Annotated in this window: 14 protein-coding genes; 7 read left to right on the top strand and 7 right to left on the bottom strand. The window is 36.9% G+C overall.

From position 1 onward, the window contains the following. Positions 1 to 58: 58 nt before the first annotated feature. From GYM62_RS03225 to GYM62_RS03200, 6 genes are all read right to left on the bottom strand, one after another. The gene (locus GYM62_RS03225; RefSeq protein ID WP_144605276.1) at positions 59 to 1,261 is read right to left on the bottom strand and encodes a BamA/TamA family outer membrane protein; all 1,203 of its coding nucleotides are present in this window, start codon (positions 1,259 to 1,261) and stop codon (positions 59 to 61) included. A gap of 69 nt (positions 1,262 to 1,330) precedes the next feature. Then, a complete protein-coding gene (locus tag GYM62_RS03220) occupies positions 1,331 to 3,787 on the bottom strand; it encodes an OmpA family protein (RefSeq protein ID WP_219958275.1) in 2,457 nt (818 codons plus the stop codon). Positions 3,788 to 3,792: 5 nt separating this feature from the next. Next, positions 3,793 to 4,962: a hypothetical protein gene (locus GYM62_RS03215; RefSeq protein WP_144605274.1), complete on the bottom strand. Its 1,170-nt coding sequence runs from the start codon at positions 4,960 to 4,962 to the stop codon at positions 3,793 to 3,795. Between the two features lie 400 nt (positions 4,963 to 5,362). Further along, positions 5,363 to 5,992, bottom strand: a complete 630-nt coding sequence (locus GYM62_RS03210) for a protein-tyrosine-phosphatase (RefSeq protein ID WP_144605273.1) — start codon at positions 5,990 to 5,992, stop codon at positions 5,363 to 5,365. Between the two features lie 9 nt (positions 5,993 to 6,001). Then, entirely contained in the window at positions 6,002 to 6,469 is a 468-nt protein-coding gene (locus GYM62_RS03205) for a DUF6428 family protein (RefSeq protein ID WP_144605272.1), read from the bottom strand. A gap of 12 nt (positions 6,470 to 6,481) precedes the next feature. Next, positions 6,482 to 6,817 carry a helix-turn-helix transcriptional regulator gene (locus GYM62_RS03200; protein ID WP_144605271.1) on the bottom strand — a complete coding sequence of 112 codons (336 nt, stop codon included), beginning with the start codon at positions 6,815 to 6,817 and terminating at the stop codon, positions 6,482 to 6,484. A gap of 110 nt (positions 6,818 to 6,927) precedes the next feature. On the opposite strand from GYM62_RS03200, the gene GYM62_RS03195 reads away from it, so the two are divergent. The 5 genes from GYM62_RS03195 to GYM62_RS03175 all read left to right on the top strand — a co-directional run bounded on the left by GYM62_RS03195 (position 6,928) and on the right by GYM62_RS03175 (position 16,509). Then, positions 6,928 to 8,352, top strand: a complete 1,425-nt coding sequence (locus GYM62_RS03195) for a TaqI-like C-terminal specificity domain-containing protein (protein WP_219958274.1) — start codon at positions 6,928 to 6,930, stop codon at positions 8,350 to 8,352. A gap of 8 nt (positions 8,353 to 8,360) precedes the next feature. After that, positions 8,361 to 10,334 carry an McrB family protein gene (locus GYM62_RS03190; protein WP_219958273.1) on the top strand — a complete coding sequence of 658 codons (1,974 nt, stop codon included), beginning with the start codon at positions 8,361 to 8,363 and terminating at the stop codon, positions 10,332 to 10,334. Continuing rightward, positions 10,327 to 11,574, top strand: a complete 1,248-nt coding sequence (locus GYM62_RS03185) for an McrC family protein (protein ID WP_219958272.1) — start codon at positions 10,327 to 10,329, stop codon at positions 11,572 to 11,574. The genes GYM62_RS03190 and GYM62_RS03185 overlap by 8 nt, the downstream gene beginning before the upstream one ends. Next, positions 11,571 to 13,076: an AAA family ATPase gene (locus tag GYM62_RS03180; RefSeq protein ID WP_219958271.1), complete on the top strand. Its 1,506-nt coding sequence runs from the start codon at positions 11,571 to 11,573 to the stop codon at positions 13,074 to 13,076. Before GYM62_RS03185 ends, GYM62_RS03180 begins: the two co-directional genes overlap by 4 nt. A gap of 64 nt (positions 13,077 to 13,140) precedes the next feature. Beyond that, positions 13,141 to 16,509 carry a TM0106 family RecB-like putative nuclease gene (locus tag GYM62_RS03175; protein WP_219958270.1) on the top strand — a complete coding sequence of 1,123 codons (3,369 nt, stop codon included), beginning with the start codon at positions 13,141 to 13,143 and terminating at the stop codon, positions 16,507 to 16,509. Positions 16,510 to 16,815: 306 nt separating this feature from the next. On the opposite strand, the gene GYM62_RS03170 is transcribed toward GYM62_RS03175, so the two are convergent. Then, on the bottom strand, positions 16,816 to 17,898 hold the full coding sequence (locus GYM62_RS03170; RefSeq protein ID WP_144605284.1) for an AI-2E family transporter: 1,083 nt from the start codon (positions 17,896 to 17,898) through the stop codon (positions 16,816 to 16,818). 353 nt (positions 17,899 to 18,251) lie between these two features. On the opposite strand from GYM62_RS03170, the gene GYM62_RS03165 reads away from it, so the two are divergent. Both GYM62_RS03165 and GYM62_RS20960 read left to right on the top strand, forming a co-directional pair. Further along, positions 18,252 to 19,064 carry a transposase gene (locus tag GYM62_RS03165; RefSeq protein WP_255590518.1) on the top strand — a complete coding sequence of 271 codons (813 nt, stop codon included), beginning with the start codon at positions 18,252 to 18,254 and terminating at the stop codon, positions 19,062 to 19,064. A 38-nt stretch (positions 19,065 to 19,102) separates the two neighbouring features. After that, a complete protein-coding gene (locus tag GYM62_RS20960) occupies positions 19,103 to 19,249 on the top strand; it encodes a hypothetical protein (RefSeq protein WP_255590517.1) in 147 nt (48 codons plus the stop codon). The last annotated feature ends 231 nt before the right edge of the window (positions 19,250 to 19,480 follow it).

Below are 19,480 nucleotides of genomic sequence, written 5' to 3'. Positions count from 1 at the left end.
CTCATTGTGACATTCATCAACTTTGAGATAGCCTAATTATTTTTAGAACTAAGCGAAATCAAAAGGACTCGTTGATGTTGAGATAAAAACCTGAGTTACCGCTTCTTCCAAAGCCATAATCTGCTGAAATTATGGTTCTGTTTTCTTTGTTTATCATGACTCTCAATCCTAAGCCATATCCTGGATTGACTTGCTCAAATAGCTTTTCAGAATTGTATTTGCTGCTGAAGGAGTTGGCATTCACGAACACAGTTCCTCCGAAGGTTTCTTTGGACCTTTGTAGTGGAAACCGATACTCTACTTCTGAATAAACCATGTTTTCTCCTCTGAACCTTCCTTGTGCATAGCCTCTTCCCGTTCTGCCAAACATATCCCAACCAAGGGAAGGTAAGTTCATATAGGGTAAATTTCCAGAGACTAGAAAGTTGCCATATGCCCAAAAAGCGACTAAATGCCTTTTTCTTTGTTCATTGAGGTTGATATAATGTCTATAATCCAACAATAGCGTGGAGGAAGATTGGTCAGACCCTAAAAATGAAGGGTTGATTTTATAAGAAAGCAAGGCAAAGTTTTTCTCATATGGAGCAACCGCCCTGTCTCGATTTTCATAAACTGCATTTAAGGTAATTCCGGATAATGCATATCTATCCGTATCAAAGCCTAATGATTCATTGTATTGATTATGAGCAAAATCCAAAATAGGCTCAATCGTATCTTCATCTAAGAAAAAATTGTCAATCTTCGAATGTATATCCAGGTGATATCCTAATCCCAAGTAAAAATTGCTGTCAGAGATTCGTTTTAAAATAGTTTCATGAAAGCGAATCAGTCTAAAATCCATTTGTTGCGCTCCCCAAAAGCTTGAGTTTTGATTGGGGTTAGGGGAGGGGGCATTCGGGGTAGAACTACCTAGACCATAGGTTGGCTGGGAAGTGACAAAATATCTCCAGTCTCCCACTAAGATCAAGCTGTTTTCATCTAAGAAAATATTACTTCTAGAGCTAAAAATCCACTGTTTTTTAGTTGTGTATAGTAGGTTCCCTACAAAATTGGACATTTTGGTAGTAGTGGGATTTCCCATATACCAAGTAGCAGAAGGAGCTAGCCCAAACATCCAACCATTGGCAGGATTATAAGCTATGGCTGGTAAGGGTACAAGTTTAAAATCCTGAACTTTATTCGATTCATAGACTTTACTTTCTTGTCCAAAGGCAATACCGCCTAAGAACAAGACAATGCTGGCTAGAAATGCTTTCTTCATTCTTTAAATTTAGCAGGATTCTTTGGCTCCTGTTAAAAATGAAAAGAATACTTAAAAAGCATTTGAAGATTAATCCTTGGCTGTAACAAGAGGTGTTAGACGTATTTCTACTTTTCGGTCCTTGTCAACCGAACCTTTGGAGGCTCCACGTAAAATCAAACCTCCAGAATTTTTGAAAATTCTCTTGTGGTCAATTCCTAGGTCTATTAGCTGTTTTTTGACGGAATTAACCCGCTTTTCTACTAGTCTGAGGTTGTAGGAAACGCTTCCCGTGTTATCAGCAAAACCAATTAGCTCCAAGCCTAATTGGGGATTTGTTTCCAAGATCTCTTTCAATCGAAGCAACTTTGCTTTTTCTTCTTCACTCAACTCTGATTGGTTGATTCCAAAATAGACCTCAAGTTTACTTTCCTCTAGAAGGACAGGCTTAGTATTTTCAACCACTTTCTCAACCTCCACGGTGTCTATCCTTACTTTTTCTTTGGAGGCCTCTTTTCGAAGGCTATCTATCAGAATAGCATCTTGAGTAATTCTATCCAAAAGGGTGCTATCCTGTATATATAGAATTTGACTTTCGTCTGTTTTATTTTTGTTTAAAGCAGAAGTTGTTGTAGCCGTGCCACTGATGATTGCTGCATCTCTTAATAGTTCCCGATTTCTCCTCTCTAGTATTTCTTGTCTACTTCTTAACCTTTCTAATTCTTTGGATGTATTCGTATTATCAGATTGAGGATTAACTATTATCTGTTGAGGTGCCGTTCTTTCTTCTTGATTACTATTTTGAGCTTGGATGCTTGATAGTCTGGAAGAAAAAGCCATGAGCATTGCGGAGTCTCTAATCGCCTGCGCCTTGAGCATTTCTTCCCTATATTTTGAAATTTCTTTTTCAAAATCTTCTCGGCTTATCCATTGAGCATTTTCGACTGGTTTGGTGACGGTTTTTGATTTCTCAATTTCCGGAGTCACTGCCTTTGTACTTTTTACTGTATCTGGAGTTTGCTGATTGCTGATTCTCATTTGTGAATTTGAAAGAGAGTCCAGCTCGAACTCGCTAAATCCTTTAGGAGAGTAAATGATTGTATTGACTTTCCCCGGATAAAGCAAGATTTTTTCAATGAATTGGGCTGTATCAACTTTAGAGATGATTAGCGTGTTTTTCGCTCCCAATAGCGAATCTCCCTTAATAACCAAAATCTTATCCAAAGAGTCAATTCTGCTAATCTCCTTTTGATAATCCAAAGTTTGATTCTCAAACTGATTGATCAATATCTGTATAGAATCCTTTGAACTGAGACTGTCAATCTGCAACTCATTAATCTTCTCGCTGAGTTCTGAAAGCCTATTTTGAAGCGAATCCTTATTTGCTTGTACCAACGCTCTGGTATTCTTCAATGAATCAATTTTCCTGTCAATATTGGCTTTTTGAATAGAATCCAGTCTTACCGTGTCAATGATCGGTGCTGATTTTTCTAATCCAGGTAACTGAACAATCGTAAAATAATTATTTGTAACAGAGGCTGGCAGATTAACTTTTGGTTCTTCAGTTTTTTGAATTGAGTCAGCAGTTGCTTCAGTTTTTTCGCTCAAAACTTTAGGGGTGAAAGTATAGCGCTGGGATACGGTAGGAGGATTGAAACTTTCCTTGTTTGCTCCTAAGCTGAACTTGATGCCCATCCCATGATAGATATACCAATCTGCTTTCGAGTTTACATCTCCTCGATAGGGGTTGCCTGGTGTTGGGGTATTAGTTCCTGGCAATGCTGCATAGCGCTGAAAAGAGTTGTCATATCGATTTCTATATCTTCCAGACACATCGTCCAAATAATCAGTTGCCGCCCTTTTAAAATCTGATTGTGCGAAAAGTTCAATTCCTTTGGTAATCCGAAATCTGATTCCCATGCCCAAATGAGCATAAAGAGTAGCTTTTTTATACCCACCTGGAATTTCTGTTTCAACATCCCTTAATCTTGTCTCAAAACTTCCATCTGGGATTAAATTGGGATTGCTGTAATCATATCTGTTTCCGTTTTCATCCAATAGGTCTCCAAACACATCGAATTTTTGAACTCCCATGCCCACAACCAAATATGGAGCAAGGAAGGATTTACCAGAAAGCAACCAGTATTTATCAGGCTTTAAAACAAAGGAAAGCCCAGCATCAATTAAATCCGTTCTGAAATTTAAAGCCCTATCGAATCTGTTACTTTCCCTGTATAAAGTGCCATCATTTTCGATATATCTATCGCTTGAGCCAAATTGATAGCTTCCTGCCGTAAGCATAATTCCAACGGAGTTGCCAAGTGCATATTCCAGAGAAAATTGATAAGAAAGGTCTTCAGAATAGACAGTTGATCGTTGATAGAGTCTACCTACATCACTCAGACTATTGAGTCCAAAAGGACGGATATCCCCAATGTAATTGGTAGTCCCGACACTTGCTCCAACTCTCCACTTGTACCCGTAAAGCTGGGCGTTTACAGAATTGATAATCAGTGATAAAATGAAAATCAAGCTTAGCTTTTTCATAATTTTCATTTTTTGTTTCCAAATCCTAACCACAAATTGATTTCGGCACTTAATCCAACATAGGGTTGAATTCTGTCCGCTTTACTCCCATCCAGTTTGTTGGTAGTTAGATATGTGCCTCCAGCATTGAGTCTTATGAATCGGAAGAAGTTATATCCCAATCCCACGAATACTGGTCGGTCTAAAACTGGCCCTCTGATAGCTTCTCCCAAAGAATTTTCCATGCTTCCGGAAATAAACACTCCTGTGCTGATCGATAAATTACTCATGAAACGAGTAAAGGTCCTGTTGCCAAGAGGAAATGAAAAACCAAGGTATGGACTGTATACAAACTCTTGAGAGGATAAATCCTGTGAAAGTGAGATGGCACCAAAGCCAAAATTGATGGGAATAGAGTTAGGGGTTTTCTCACTTCTATAATTTTGAAATTGAATCTGATCTACTCGGACAAGCATGTTAGGACTGAGAAATTGATCTAATTCAGCAAAAACGATGGTTTCTAACTCCTGTAAATATTGTTGGGCATAAACAGCCCGCTCGTTCTCGTTTTCAGATTTTTTGATAATGTTGAATTTTGCCTTACCCAATTTCAGGCGTTTTCTTTGCTCTAGTTTCTTACGAGTGATATCAGAAAAACCTGGGAAAGGTTTTCCATCAGGTAATTCGAAATAATAAGCTCCTGATTGAACAATTTGATCCATATTGGAAAGGATTTGCTCGTCAGAATCTTCGAATTTGATTCCTCCTCTTCTCACGGAAGAAATGGTGTTGAGATAAGTTGCTAGGTTGGTTTGAATAAGTCTTCGGAGCTCTTCCAACTCTTTTTCTCCAGCTTTCTTATAAAATCCAAATTCAAGATTAAACTCCTCTGTAGATCTTAAAGGATTGTCTACCAAGATTTGAAAAGAAAGTTCCTTGTATCCAAATGGGGCTTTCCAAAAATAACTATCACCTGCCTTTGGAGATTTTTTTGACTGATATATGTAAAGTTTAACCATTTCCACATCCTGAGGGATGGCCCCTCTGAAATAGAATTTTTCTTCAGCGGGAAGTGGTTTTCCGCCATTGATCTCATTTTGAATGAGGTCCAGGTTAATTGACGTAATAGCTTCTTGCGAATAGGCCACAATCCCAAACCACAAAGTGAAGACTAAGGATAGTATATTTTTTTTCATAAAATGTATTTGCATAATTATGACAAAATGAAAGTGTTAATCTCAAACAAGATTTCTGAGTACTTTTAGTTATAAATCCTTTGAACTAGTGAATGTTCAAAAGAATCCTAGATTTTCGGCTTTACTACCTATTCTAACTGAAGGTATTTAAGGTATTGGTATCACCTTTCTTTATTCAATTAATTGAGCGTCAGATGGATAGGATTTAGGAGGACTTAGCTTTTTCTTCCGTTACTGGGTTTCGAATAATTAGTAGGTATTCGCGCCTAAATCCAATAGAATATATAATAAAATTTTGAATATTCTAATAATTCAATAAAAAATTTTGATAAAAATAGAGGATTGGTAAGGTGAAGGTTGGTCTCATTGAGCCTTATAGAAAAGTTTTATAATGAATTTCTTAATCATTAGCCCTTGAAAACACATAAAACATTTCGGAAGCTATTTGAAGACTTCTTTCATCATACATTTTTTGTTCTAATACAGTATCATCGAATTTTTTGGGGTCTTCAAACCTGACGGGTATTCGTATTTCTGCTCCTGAAATAATAGGACAATTCTCATCTGCATGATCGCAGGTCATTATTGCAGCAAAGTTCGAAGCTGGGTTGGACAGATCGTCAACCAGTTTTGAAAAAGCTTTAATGCCTGGCTTCATTTCTGAATAAAAGACTTCATACTTCGGATTTTCAGTTGCATTATCCGAAATGGTACGAAACCCAATTCTTTGCAATGAAGCTACAGCCCTCTCATTAAAAGCAGTGATCTCTATTCCTCCGGAGTAGCAATTGGCCTCTACTCCGAAGTAGCTGGCCGCTACCTTTGCCCAAATTTGTGAAAATTGGCTTCGTCTAGAATTATGTGTGCAAATAAAATTCAGGTTGATAGCTTCATTTTTATCCTGCTTTTCTCTGATATAATGAATCAAAGGGCTCAACACTTCCTTCCTTTCATCGGTGATTGGGATATTGAGAATTTGCTTGATGGAGTCCTCAAGCTTTGGTAAAAAGGTGAGTTTTGTATTTTCCATGGCTAAAATTTAGCAGCAACCGCTGCCGGGATTACAGGAGTTAGTATTTAATTGCAATGATGAGAGTCTAACTTTGGGTTTTGAAGGAATGCCACATTCGCTTTTAGCCAAGCAGTCTGTCATTTTTGTGGTAAGGAGAAATGACTTTCCATTATAGTCTAAACCATATTTTCCTATGGTTTCACCTTGGTACTCCACTTCAATTTCCCAATCTGGTATTCCCAGTTTCGATTCAGATAGTTCTATGATTTTCAGTAGTTTTTCTGGATGAAGTCGGTGATCGTAGTCATTTTCATTCCATAATTGGAAGTTGACTTTCTCCTCTTGTCTAATAGTCCCCCCACAGTCAATGAAATTTTTAGATATTTTTCCGATTTCTGTCACATGAAAATGACTAGGAACCAATTCTCCATTGGGGAGTTGAAACTCGATGGTTTGGGAGTTTTTTAAGATGGACTTAATTTCTGAAAGTTTCATAGTGATATGGTTTTAACAGCAGGTTGAGGGATTATTTGAATTGAATTGATCAAAGAGGCCTAGAAACAAGCTCTTGATGGAGTTCCATTTTTCAGGATTGATGCAGTAATTCACTTTTGTCCCTTCAATGGTTCCCTGAATTATATCAATTTCTTTCAATTCACGAAGATGCTGGCTTATAGTTGCTTGCGCCAGTCCCAGTTCTTGCACCAAATCCCCATTGATACAAGTATTCGTTTTGATCAAATATTGTATGATTGCAATTCGAGCTGGATGTGCCAAAGCTTTGGCGACATTGGCCAATTCATTTTGAGCGTCAGTGAAAAGGTGCGTTTGAGTAATTCCCATCGTAATAATAATATATTGCAATATTACGATGAATAAAATTACAAAAGCAAATCTTCGATCTAGATTTTGAAAAAAATTAATGAGTGATAGCCGGCTCGTCGTCCGATTTATTGAAGAAGATTGGATACGAAACCTACGCAACAACTGGTGATTTGTACGTTCTCTTTTATGAGAATGGATACAGAATTCTTAAACAGAAAGGAAACGTAAATCTTATTACTTCTAATAAGTGGATAAATGCGTCTTACGGCACAAAAACGAGAAACTTCTTTGCAAAGAAAACAAACCCAAAGTTACTAATTGACTTTGCTAGGGTGCGTATTTTCCCAAATGCTACTGTTTTCGTGAATATTTTAATGCTTGAGAAAAGCAAGGCTGAAAACAAGGTTGATGCAGTGGCAATTGAAGGGAATCAATTACCTAACGACACTCTTTATCACTATTTTTCAGACAAAAAAGTCACCCTTTCCATTAAAGCTGAAGAGGTTTGGAAAATTGGCTCTGCCAAAGAATTATCAATTAACAAGCGCATTGAAGACCTAGGCAAAAAACTTAAGGATTGGAAAGGAATCGAGTTTTTCAGAGGAATAACTTCTGGATTTAATGAGGCATTCCATCTTAATAAGTTAGAAGCAAAAGAGTTAATTGAAGTGGATAAAAAAAATTCAGAATTATTAAAACCACTACTTAGGGGAAAAGATATAAAAAGATGGATTTATGATTATCATGATTTATTTATAATCAATTCTCATAATGGTGTTCGCGAAAGTGGTTTAAAGAGAATTGAAGTAGAAACTGATTATCCAAAAATCTACAACTATCTCCTAGATTACTATGATGAAAGTAGTCCAAAGGCAATACTGAAAAAAGACGGCACCTATCAGACCCTAAAAGATAGGGCTGACCAAGGGGATCATTGGACAAATTTAAGAAATTGCGCTTTCGTAGAAGAGTTCGAAAAGCCTAAAATTGTTTGGATTGAAATATCAGATAGGGCAAATTATGCTTATGACAAACAAGGATTTTTTCTTACAAACTCAGCTTATTTTATATCTGGAGATAATTTGAAGTATCTCGTTTCAATTCTAAATTCATCAGTAGCTGACTATTACTTTTTTCAAATCACAGCAAAAATAGCCGGTGGAAGAAAACGATATACAAAACAATATGTAGAGCAAATTCCAATTCCAGTACTATCCAAAACTCGACAAACACCATACGAGTTGCTGGTTGATTATGTGATTTTATCAAAAACTCAAATAGACGATTTGGTATTCAAGTTCTTTGAGCAGCTTTTGGATGCAATCGTCTTTGAGCTTTACTTTTCAGAAGAACTTAAATCCGCAAGTAAAGAAATCTTAAAGCATTTGGAAGATTTAAAACCCATTACGGATGCCATGAGCGAAGAAGAAAAGTTGGCCATTATCCAAAGTGAGTTTGAGCGTTTGTACGACCCCAACCACCCTGTACGCTATGCCATAGAAACCTTGGATAGTATTGAGGAGGTTAGGATAATAAAAGAATCGTTGAAATAAGAAGGACTATGAATATGAAAACCGTTTATTTCGATTGGGTGCCTTTTTTTCAAGCAATTTGCCATAAAATTTTGGGTTTCGCCAACGATACAAATGACAGGGAGAAAAAACTCTTAGAACTAGCGGAGAAAACCTTCCAACGTGACCATTCCTTATTAAAATATTTGACAGTTGACCCATTTTCCTATATATATGCTTTAGCGCAACGAAACACCAAAAATCAAAGGGACATTATTTTTACAAATGCTAAGCATGCATTTGGTCTGATTGAAGAAGTACCTACCGATTATATTTTCCCAACACCTACACCCAACACATTGAGTCTTTTTTTTTCAAAAGGAAATTACATTAATATGGAAGGAATTACTGTTGGCAATCAGTGTTTATGGAACTTGTTTGTACAGGTAATAAAAGGAGATGAAATAAGCGACAACGACTTTAAGGAGGCTCTTTCCATTAAGAATGTGGGCTTTACAAAATTGAGTCAGGTCATGTTTTTGATAAATCCCAAAAAATTTATTCCTTTCGACACACAAACGAATTCATTACCCGTTCCGGATTTAGCAGATTTGAAACACGTAATTTCCAAAATAAATCAAGGAGGTTTTTCGGTCTATCAAAAGGTAATGGTAAAACTCAAAAATTCATTTCCAGGATGCGAGTTTTATGAAATAAACTTATTGAATGGCCTGATTAATTCCACAAATGAAGCCCAATTAAAGGTTTCCCATAAATATTGCCAAATTAGTAGTTGGGCAGATGGACAAGAAGATAGTGATTATTTTAATGATTTTGTAGATAAGAATGCAGTTTGGACAGGAGGTTCCGCAGGAAGAACCGGAGCCAGAGTTTATCCACTAACAGAGTTTAATCGTGGCGACGTTGTACTCGTACGAAGAGGAACTAAGTGGCTGGGCGGTATCGGTTTGATATTAAACAATGGATATCTGCAAAACGGATATAATGCTAAAAGTAAAATTCAGATTATTTGGCTTGTAAAACAAGACAAAAAAATTGAGGGCACCGGCTTAGGTCAGTGGGATGGGTTTAGTCATGCATCAATGAATACCGTTCAAAAATTTAGAGAAGTGTACCCGGGCACATTCTCTTTTATAGATTCGATAAGAAAAAGCCAAAAGGTTATGATAAATCATTCCGAACAGAAATATAAGAACCTGATTTTGCAGGGTCCTCCAGGGACAGGTAAAACGAGACTTGCCAAACAAATAGCGGAGTGGCTAACAAGTTCTGATGAAAAGTCTTATTCGTTAATAGAAGCCATTGACAAACATATCTTTGAAGGAGATCCTGAGATTGAAGAAAACGAACAAGTTAAGCTAATTCAATTTCATCCGTCCTACACCTATGAAGATTTTGTAAGAGGCATAAAAGTAGATGCTGAAGGGGATAAAATAAAATATGACGTTGAAAATAGAATACTTGCATCCTTTGCTGTCGAAGCTGCAAAAGCAGAGAACCAACATAAAGCCTATATACTTATAATTGATGAAATAAACCGCGCAAATCTCACCTCCGTATTAGGAGAATTAATATATGCCCTTGAGTATCGGGGCAAAAACGTTAGTTCATTGTATAAACTACAGAATGGCGACAATGAAATCAACTTACCTCATAATCTATATATTGTCGGCACTATGAATACAGCAGATAGGAGTGTTAGTCATATCGACTATGCGATACGCAGAAGATTCACTTTTATTCCTGTTCTACCCAACGATGATGCAATTATTTATAATAAGGCTAAATCACTTTTTACAGCGGTCAAGCTAATTTTTGATGAATATACTTCACCAGAGTTTGATCAAAACGACATTCAAATTGGTCACAGTTATTTTTTAGTTGATGATGATGAAATTGGTTTGAAGTTGAAATACGAAATAAAACCCTTATTACTAGAATACATTAAAGATGGCGTATTACTTGAGTCTGCGCGTGAAAAAGTGAAAGATTTGAATGCATGAACGGATTATACATATCAATGAACATCGATTCTGCTCTTCTCTATCAGAAGTTGAATTGATTGCTTTGCTCAAAGAGCCTAATAAGCTGATTGAGTGCGTTGACATACCAAACAATAGATTTCAGACAGGATATTTCATTGGCTTAAGCTGGTTGGCTGATACTGGGAAAGTGTTATATGTGACTCCAAAGTTGGATTCATCCTCTCAGCAAATAGACTACTTGCAAATGTTGTCCGAGAGTTTTAAGCATCCTGAAATTCTAAAACATGGCGATGATTTATTCAAGATTGAATTTGACAAGCCCTCTATCAGAATCAATCAGCAACAAGATTTAATTACACCCCTCATTGTTGTTTATTTTCTTCAAGTAGTTCAAACCATTGTTAGGAAGGGTCTTAAAAAAGGTTATTATAAAGTTGAAAACAACCTTTATGGAAAAGTGAAGGGGAAGATTCTTGTCTCCAAAACACTGATGCAGAATATATCCAAAAGTAAAAACCTCAATACGGTATGTTCATTTGATGAGTATGGTCTAAATCATCCCGAGAATAGAATAATAAAAAAAGCTCTCTATTTTTTAAGAAAGTACTTAAAAATAAGTCATCACAAAGACAAAGGATTAGAAGCTGTTTTGAATTTTATTCTACCAGCGTTTGAGGAAGTCGATGAAAATATCAGTATCAACGAGGTAAAATCTGTTAAGCACAATCCGTTTTACCCCGAATACGCAAAAGCAACAGAGCTTGCGGAGATTATTTTAAAAAGATTCGGATACAATATTAACTTTATAAAGGAGAATGTGGACATAGAAGTTCCGCCTTTTTGGATAAATATGCCATTGGTGTTTGAATTATATGTCCTTGGAAAACTTAAAGATGCGTTTGGGAGAAGAGATATAATATTCCAGTCGGGTGCAAATTATGGCGAACTCGATTTCTTACGGACAACTACAGGAAAGGAAACTGTAATTGATTCAAAGTACAAGGCTACTTATAAAAACAGCTACGACATTGACGATGTGCGGCAATTGAGCGCTTATGCGAGAGATATAGGAACTCTTAAGAAATTGAGTATAACGAAATCAGAGTGGGGGAATACCCTGCTAGATTGCTTAATAATTTATCCTGACCAGCTGGCAAAAAACCATTTAACAGAAAATCAACTTTTAGAAACGCCTATTAAACAATTTGAAAAATTCTATAAAGTTGGAATCCGAATTCCCGAAATCAAAAGTTTATGAAAATCAAGAAAGTTGAAATAAGGGACTACAAAGCCTTCTACGGAAATAATGAATTCAAAGTTGATGGCAAGAACCTATTTATCTATGGTGAAAATGGTAGTGGTAAAAGTTCATTCTATTACGCCTTAAAGGACTTTTTTCAGTCGTCCTCAGAGACACTTGATTATAATGAAACGGAGAATATATTTCTCACGAAAGCACAAAAAGGAAAAGGCTTTATTAAAGTTACGTTCAACCCTGATAAGGACGGAACAACAGCCGACAAGACCTATACATTAAATAAAAGAACAAAAGACACCTATGTTGCAGGTGATACAAGTATTCGGGATGCTATAAAACTCAAAAGTTTTTTGACGTACAAGCATTTACTGGATATCCATCACATCACTAAAGACAAAGAAATTGACTTATTTAATCTTCTTGTTAAAGGTGTTCTGAAACACTTTAAGAGTGTTGCAATTACAGGCAATAAAGAGTTAGGTGAACTTTGGGAAGACGCTGAAAAAGCAGTGGCAAAACCTACTCAGAGCAGAACTTACAACATCACACAAAAGAGAGTAGACGTTGACCGTGCAATCAATGCTTTTGATACAGCTTTTAAAAAGCTATTTCAGAAAAACAGTATTGAGAACATTCTAAAATATGCACAGCCAATTTTAGATAAGTTTGGTCACAACATTGAATTGGATTTGCATTACACCCAAGCCAAAGCAAATACCAAATACGATGCTATTGAAAGAAATCATGTTCGAGTAAAAATCAAATATCAAAATAAGGAAATTGCCAAACCTCATTTCTTTTTAAATAAAGCTCGGTTATCAGCAATCGCTATATCAATCTATTTAGGAATGATTAAAAGGCACATTCAAGGATTGCCTTGCAAGATTTTATTTTTGGATGACATTTTTATTGGGCTAGATATTGGAAATCGCCTGCCGCTACTCACGATTTTAGATAATGAATTTAGTGCTTATCAAGTCTTTATAACAACATATGATAAACCTTGGTATGAGTTTGTAAAATCAACTTATTTGGATGGAAACAATGCTTGGAAAAGCTACGAGTTTTATGCTCGTAGAACAAGGAAAGGATTTGAAGTCCCGATTATCAGAGAGAATCATTCCAATTCTCATATTCAAAACTATATAGATAAGGCGGAAGCATTTTTTAATGAAGGGGATAATAAAGCCGCTGGTGTCTATTTACGTTCTGCTTTTGAATTTATTTTGAAACGGTTTTGTTTTGGGAAAAAGGTTCCCGTTCCATTCTACCTAGATAATTCGAAAATGAAAACGGATGAATTCTGGAAAGCGGTTAAAAAATATAAAACTACACATGCAGCTTGCGGATTGACTCCGGCTACATCAACCCAAATTAATCATTATACTAATTTGGTTTTAAATCCTCTTAGTCACCATGATATAAATAAGCATGAAATAACAGCGGAAATTCAGGGGGCAATAACAACTTTAAGAACATTAAAAAACGAATTGAATGTTTAAAAAATACAATGAATTATATCAACTATCTAAGTTTTTGAATTAATTGGTTTTACTCAATTTTGATATGAAATCAAAGAATAACACGATTATTTACTCCCCTTCTGACCTATCCGCTCATAGCAGCTGCAAACACCTCACTCAATTAAATAAGCAACATACAAGAGGAGAAATCGCAGACCCAGAAGTATATACAAATCGTGTATTGCTAATGCTCAAGGAGAAAGGCATTCAGTTTGAAGAGAACCACCTACAAGAAATCAAGGTTCAAGGAAAGAATGTATCCGAAATCAGTACTAATGACCCACATGCTGAAAAACATACAATAGATGCAATGAAAGCAGGTGTTGATGTTATTTATCAGGCAAGGTTGAAAGAGGATGGGAAATGGAGCGGATGGGCTGATTTTCTAAAGAAGGTTGACAAGCCAAGTGATTTAGGCGATTGGTCATATGAGGTTTGGGACGCCAAACTAGCCAATGAAACGAAAGCTGGCACAATTCTTCAGATTGGTCTTTATTCGGAACGCGTAGCTAAAATCCAAGGTTTAACCCCAGAATATATGGGTGTTATAAAGCCTGAGGGAGAAGAATGCTATCGCTATGATGAACATGCGGCATATATCCGTTTGGTGAAACGAAATCTTGAAGATGCCATCGCTAATGAACACGAAACCTACCCGGAACCAGTCAGCCACTGCGATATTTGCAAGTGGTGGAAAAACTGCAATGCAGTTAGAAGAAAGGATGACCACCTAAACTTTATAGCGGGAATCGGTAAATCCCAAATGAAGGAGCTCAATTTGCATTATGTTAATACCTTGAAGAAATTGGCCAATCTTGATTTGCCTGTGCCTTTTAATCCTACTAAGGGAGTTAAGGAGACTTACAATAAACTTCGCGAACAGGCACGTGTTCAATATACGAGCAGACAAAACAAGTATGACCCCATCTACGAAACCTTGGAAATTGAGGAAGGCAAAGGACTCAATAAACTGCCAGAACCTTCTGAAAATGATATTTATCTCGATTTTGAAGGAGACAGGATGGTTGACCCAGATGGTCTGGAATACATGATTGGATATGTCCAGAAGGATAAATACCATGCCCTATGGGCCAAAAATGAAGCGGAAGAGAAAGAGATTTTTGAGCAGTTCATTGACTTTGCTTTTAAGCTCAAACAAATGGACCCCGCACTTCATATATACCATTATGCACCTTATGAGGTTACAGCCTTAAAGCGGCTGATGGGCAAATATGCATCTCGGGAAAATGAGATTGATACTTTCTTAAGATCAAACACATTTGTTGATCTCTATAGTGTTGTTCGGCAGTCTGTAAGAGCTAGTGTGGAGAAATATTCGATTAAAGATTTGGAGCCGTTCTTCGGTTATGAACGCATGATGGATTTGCGAGAGCTTTCAAGGCATAAAATGCAACTAGAGCTACTTCTGCAAACGGGGAATATTGACAAATTGACAAATGAAACAAAAGAAGCCGTCCAACTGTACAATCAAGATGATTGTGAATCATTAGTTCGCCTTCAGCTATGGTTGGAAGATATTCGAACCAAGTTAATTAGTGAAGGAGAAAACATTACAAGACCTGAAGATGGAATTGGAGATGCTAGTGATAACATAACCGCACACCAGGAACGCATACAGCCAATCATGGATGCTTTGCTCGATGGTGTCCCACCAATAAAAGTGGAACGAAATGAAATTGAGCAGGCCCGTTATATTCTGGCCCATATGTTAGATTGGTATCGCAGAGAGCAAAAGTCATTTTGGTGGGAGTTTTTCCGATTAAAGGAGCTTCCTGAAGATGAACTCCTAGAAGAACGAAAAGCAATCTCTTATCTGAAATATACAGGCCATCGAGAGCCAGAAAAAAGAAGTGTAATTGATACGTATACATTTCCATCTCAGGAATGTGATTTACGTCCGGGTAATTCTGTAGAGGATCAAGAAAACAATAGGTTGGGTAGCATTCATGAGATCGATGTCGATTCGGGTATACTAAGAATCAAAAAGGGGCCAACCAAAATTGACCTGCCCCACCCAAGTTCCGTCATGAGCATAGAAAACGTTAATTCTAGTACTAAAGAAGAGGCTATTATCAGATTGGCAGAATGGGTCGTGGCCAATAGCATGGACAGCGAGAATGAGAAGTACAGAGCAGCAAGGCAAATACTCTTGAATGCTCCGCCTCTTTTAACAGAGGAACTGACCTACGATGAGAATATTCTAGAGCGAACATTTGATTTTGCATCTAAACTAGATTATAGTCATCTGCCTGTTCAAGGGCCTCCGGGAACAGGCAAAAGTTTTACGGGAGGCCACCTTATTGTACAATTAGCTCAACAAGGTAAGAAAATTGGGATTACGGCACTTAGCCATAAGGTTATCACCAACTTGCTAAGCAAAGTTTGGGAAGTAGCTAAAGAGAAAGGGTTCGACATTCAAATGATGCAAAAGACCGAGCTTGATGAATATAACCCTAGCTCTTGGAACGTAAGTAATGACGAAAATGTTATTCAATCCGTAATAGGTAGAATGGATGTTATTGCAGGAACAACATTCATGTGGAGCAAACCACCATATGAAGATAGTGTGGACTATTTATTTGTTGATGAAGCTGGCCAATTGTCCTTGATTGATACGCTTTCTGTTTCACACTGCTGCTCAAACATTGTGTTTTTAGGCGACCCACAACAATTAAAACAACCACAAAAAGGTGTTCATCCGGACGGCACTGAAGTATCGGCTTTAGAGCATATATTACAAGGTGAGAAAACCATTTCTGATAAACAAGGAGTATTTTTAGATGAAACCTGGCGTATGCATTCATCCATCAACGCATTTGTATCAGAACTTTTTTATCAGAATAGATTGATATCCAAAGACCATCTTGATAAACAACAAATTATTGGCTCAAAGTATGCCGGAGCAGGATTATACTTGGAAGAAGTTGAACATTCTGGAAATACCAACGCATCCTCTGAAGAAGTTGATAAGGTTTTGGAAATTGTTGGGCAACTTACTGATGGTGACGTAACTTTTATTAATGAAAAAAATGAAGAAGCTCCGCTAACAACTAATGAAATAAAAATTATTACCCCTTACAACGCACAAGTACATGCCATCAAACAACGTTTACCTCAAATAGAAGTTGGTACCGTCGATAAATTCCAAGGTCAGGAAGCTCCTGTAATTATTTACTCTGTAGCAACTTCTAGCTCAGAAGAAGCGCCTCGTGGAATGGATTTCCTATTCAGTCCAAACCGATTAAATGTGGCCGTTTCAAGGGCTCGTGCATGTTTTATTATGGTGGCAAACCCAGCTATTTTTGAAGCGGATTGCAAAAGCCCATACCAAATAAAATTGGCGAATGCCTTTTGTAGGTTTAAAGAACTTTCACAAGATACCAACTTATAGGTAGAGTTGATGTGTTTTATAAATATTGGGTTTAATTCAAAGTTCAAATAACGAATGAATTAAATATGAATCGTTTTGAATCGTTTTGGTATTGATTTACTATTTTTATGTTACGAAAGCGTCAAAACGCTGAGGCACATGTCCTTACACGTGTCCTGTTTTAAAAAAAACATTGTAATAAGCTGATTTACAAATGAGTGTGGCTAACGGTTCTAACTCTGCCACCCCGACTACTTTACTCTCTATAAAAACAAAAGGATCAATTTTTCAACTGATAGAACATAAGTTTATTGATCAGTTTCAATTTTATTTTTTTTCAAAAAGACTCTTCCAGAATTTCTTCTTTAGTAGCTGATTCTTTTCAGGCACCATTGTTTCATCACTTAATAAAAACCCGAAAGGTTCTAAGCCTTCGGAATTTTCAAAGGTGATTTTCAGGACTCCAACCAAAGGAATAAACAAAATCATTCCTGATATTCCCCACAGCCAACCTCCCAAAAGTATTGCCAAAATTACTGCGAGGGCATTGACTTTGACCTGAGACCCTACGACCAAAGGAGTAATCACATTATTTTCAAAAAGCTGAATGGCCCACAGCACTCCAAACGTTAAAAAAGGAAAGAGTAAATTATCTGTGGTTAAAAAGACATAAAGTATTGCAAAAAAAGATGAAATGAATACTCCAACATAGGGAATGAGGTTCATAATCGCAATAAAGGCTGCAAATAACAAGAAGTACTTCACTCCAATGATAAAGAAGAATAGTCCTGCCATTACTGCGACAATTAAAGTAACCTTAACCATACCCGTGAGGTAAGATTGAATAACCTTTCCCGACTCCATTACCCAATTCAAAACCCTATCCTTATTTTTTGAAGAAAACCGAATCAGAAAATTCAGAAAAAAATCTTCGTAATAGAGTAAAAGAAAAATATAGAGTGGGATGATTCCGGCAAGTGTAAGTGATTTCCCAGTATTAAACAGTGTAGTATTGAAATTTTCTGGAGTCAAAAAAGACCATACCTCGGGCCTATTGCCAGGATCAAGTATTTCATTTCCCAGAATTACATTGAGCTCATCCAGGTAAAGACTCATTTTATTCTGTAGATTTTGTCCTATTTCAGGAATATCCCGAATCAAGCCCACCATCTGATTGAGCAATACGTAAAAAATACCGGTGACAATCACAGCAACCATCAAAATACTAATGATAATAGCTATGCTTCTGGGAAATTTTTTCTCTTCAAACCAACTGGAGATCGGGTGTAAAGAAAAAGCAAAAAATACACCCCATACCAGTGGAACCAAAATGAAAGAGCCTTCTCTTAAGATAATCGACCCAAAAACAATGATCACCAAAAAAAGAGCTATTCGTTGAAGTACTATCATCAGGCGAAATATTTAATCTGATTATCCGCAATCATGCCAGTTGCCTTATTTTCTTTGCTTGGCCGATTGGAAGACCGATGACCGAAGACCCAGCCACGGCCTTTAGGTTTGCAAAGTAGAATTATTTGAGAAAATCAGAGCTAATATCTTTACGATTATTAAGTGACTCAGATATTGAATAAATTGAAAAAGAATGGGGTGAACTTTCGCCACGGCTAGGCTAGCGACCTCTTGCCAGTATCAGTCCCCATTCTTAGTTGAGTTGCCAGTAACCAGTTAGAATTTTAGGCTTTAGGCCTGTTAAAGGTTTTAGTTTCCGCAACTCTCATTTGTTAAACTTCAATGTCTAAATTATGAAATTCAAATCAATTATTGGAGTCGATGTAAGTAAATCTACACTTGATGCTTATCTGAAGATCAACCAATGCCACGCAGTCTTTGAAAATAATGAGAAAGGTTACCAGGAGCTGGTGGAATGGGTAATGGAAAACTCTGGGTTAATACTCGCAGAAGAACTGCTTTTCGGATTTGAATCCACTGGGATTTATTCTTCAGAACTTGCTTTGTTTCTTGAAAAGCACTCCCTACCATTTTATATCATCTCAGGACTTGAATTAAAGCGATCCTTGGGAATAAGAAGAGGTAAGTCAGACAAGGCAGACTCTAAAGACATAGCTGAATATCTTTATGAAAAGCAGGAGAAGATTATCCCCACTGTTCCTCCCAAAAAGGTCATCCAGGATCTCAAAAAGCTGTTTAATTACAGAGAGCGACTTGTAAAAGACAGAGCAGCTTACATCACCCGTATCAAAGAATATGAAGCTGTAGTTTCAGAAATCAAATTAAAAGTCTATCAAAAATCCAATACCGAAGTGATCGCTTGTTTGGATAAGCAGATCCAAACCGTGGAGAAAGAAATAGACAAACTTTTACGCAAAGATGAACTGTTAATGAACCAATATAAGCTGATTAACTCTATCAAGGGCATAGGCCCACAGACAGCTGTTGCACTTATCGTCTTAACAGAAGGGTTTACCCTATTCGATAGCTGGAGAAAGTTTGCCAGTTATGCAGGAACAGCACCGTTTCCCAACCAGTCAGGTACATCCTATCGAGGAGAACCAAAATCAGTCCGCTGGCGAATAAGAGAATTAAAACACTGCTGACATTATGTGCAGGCACAGCCATCCAATACAGCACTGAGATGAAGACCTATTACAAGAGAAGAACCGGTGAAGGGAAAAGCAAAATGAGCACACTTAATATTATCAGAAATAAACTTATTGCAAGGGCTTTTGCTGTTGTCAACCGAAATTCCAGCTATGTAGACATATTAAAATATGCCGCATGAAAAAAAACTGAAAATCTTCTTGCTTAAACCTTAGAATACTGGCAGGCGAAGCTTCCGGATTCTGATCCTTTTAGCAGACAATAAGCCGTATTTTGTTGTTACTGGTAAGAAAGCGGATATCCATAATATTTAATATAGGAATATACAAATTCCAGCCGAATAGAATTTTGTCCTTCGACAAAATATACCTTCTGATAAACTCTACTTATGCGTATTTTCAATAAAAATTAG

The organism is Algoriphagus sp. NBT04N3, from assembly GCF_019443765.1.
Classification (GTDB): domain Bacteria; phylum Bacteroidota; class Bacteroidia; order Cytophagales; family Cyclobacteriaceae; genus Algoriphagus; species Algoriphagus ornithinivorans.
Note: the sequence above shows the minus strand (reverse complement) of the source record. Positions and strands in the feature narration are given on the sequence as shown.

Coding starts and splice junctions, on each gene's coding strand:
- GYM62_RS03225 (WP_144605276.1), bottom strand. CDS start 1,261: ATGAAGAAAGCATTTCTAGCCAGCATTGTCTTGTTCTTAGGCGGTATT.
- GYM62_RS03220 (WP_219958275.1), bottom strand. CDS start 3,787: ATGAAAAAGCTAAGCTTGATTTTCATTTTATCACTGATTATCAATTCT.
- GYM62_RS03215 (WP_144605274.1), bottom strand. CDS start 4,962: ATGAAAAAAAATATACTATCCTTAGTCTTCACTTTGTGGTTTGGGATT.
- GYM62_RS03210 (WP_144605273.1), bottom strand. CDS start 5,992: ATGGAAAATACAAAACTCACCTTTTTACCAAAGCTTGAGGACTCCATC.
- GYM62_RS03205 (WP_144605272.1), bottom strand. CDS start 6,469: ATGAAACTTTCAGAAATTAAGTCCATCTTAAAAAACTCCCAAACCATC.
- GYM62_RS03200 (WP_144605271.1), bottom strand. CDS start 6,817: ATGGGAATTACTCAAACGCACCTTTTCACTGACGCTCAAAATGAATTG.
- GYM62_RS03190 (WP_219958273.1), top strand. CDS start 8,361: ATGAATATGAAAACCGTTTATTTCGATTGGGTGCCTTTTTTTCAAGCA.
- GYM62_RS03185 (WP_219958272.1), top strand. CDS start 10,327: ATGCATGAACGGATTATACATATCAATGAACATCGATTCTGCTCTTCT.
- GYM62_RS03180 (WP_219958271.1), top strand. CDS start 11,571: ATGAAAATCAAGAAAGTTGAAATAAGGGACTACAAAGCCTTCTACGGA.
- GYM62_RS03175 (WP_219958270.1), top strand. CDS start 13,141: ATGAAATCAAAGAATAACACGATTATTTACTCCCCTTCTGACCTATCC.
- GYM62_RS03170 (WP_144605284.1), bottom strand. CDS start 17,898: ATGATAGTACTTCAACGAATAGCTCTTTTTTTGGTGATCATTGTTTTT.
- GYM62_RS03165 (WP_255590518.1), top strand. CDS start 18,252: ATGAAATTCAAATCAATTATTGGAGTCGATGTAAGTAAATCTACACTT.
- GYM62_RS20960 (WP_255590517.1), top strand. CDS start 19,103: ATGAAGACCTATTACAAGAGAAGAACCGGTGAAGGGAAAAGCAAAATG.